1 pseudogene is annotated in these 564 nt (G+C 45.2%); it reads left to right on the forward strand.

What is annotated here, in order from left to right:
- A pseudogene (locus CBG25_RS13880) lies at nt 1–564 on the forward strand (fimbrial biogenesis outer membrane usher protein); the annotation flags it as partial.

Genomic DNA, 564 nt, shown 5'->3' on the forward strand with positions numbered 1-564 from the left:
GGTTGGAGTTAGTGGTTAACCAGTATGCCAGCGGGATTATCGCGATCGTCAATGAACGTAAAGGCCATTTTTGGCTGTCGGCCACTGATTTACAAAAAGCCGGTTTACCGGCCACTAAACTAACCCAACCGCAAATTGACGTTAGTGCCATGCCCAATGTGCAAGTCAACTATGATAGTGCCCAACAACGGCTGCTATTACAAGTTCCCGACAGCTGGTTACCACCGCAAAATCTAATGGTTGGCAATTCTCCACGCCGTTTTGCAGCGCTAAGTAGCCAGGGGGAGCTATTTAATTATGATCTCTACGCCAACCGAACTCAGCATAATGACACTCAACTTTCTATCTGGAATGAACTGCGTTTGTTTGGTATGGCTGGCAGCTTATCCAGCACCGGGGTCTTTAAACAACAAATTGGTGGTAATCATCAGCATAAAGATAACCAGGGCTTTACTCGTTATGACACTACTTACATAAATGAAAATGAAAACCATGTTTTGAGTTGGGCAGTTGGCGACTTGATTAGTAACGCATTAAGCTGGAACAGTAGTGTCAGAATGGGGG

Origin of the sequence: Arsenophonus sp. ENCA, assembly GCF_002287155.1 — a bacterium.
Classification (GTDB): Bacteria; Pseudomonadota; Gammaproteobacteria; order Enterobacterales; family Enterobacteriaceae; genus Arsenophonus; species Arsenophonus nilaparvatae.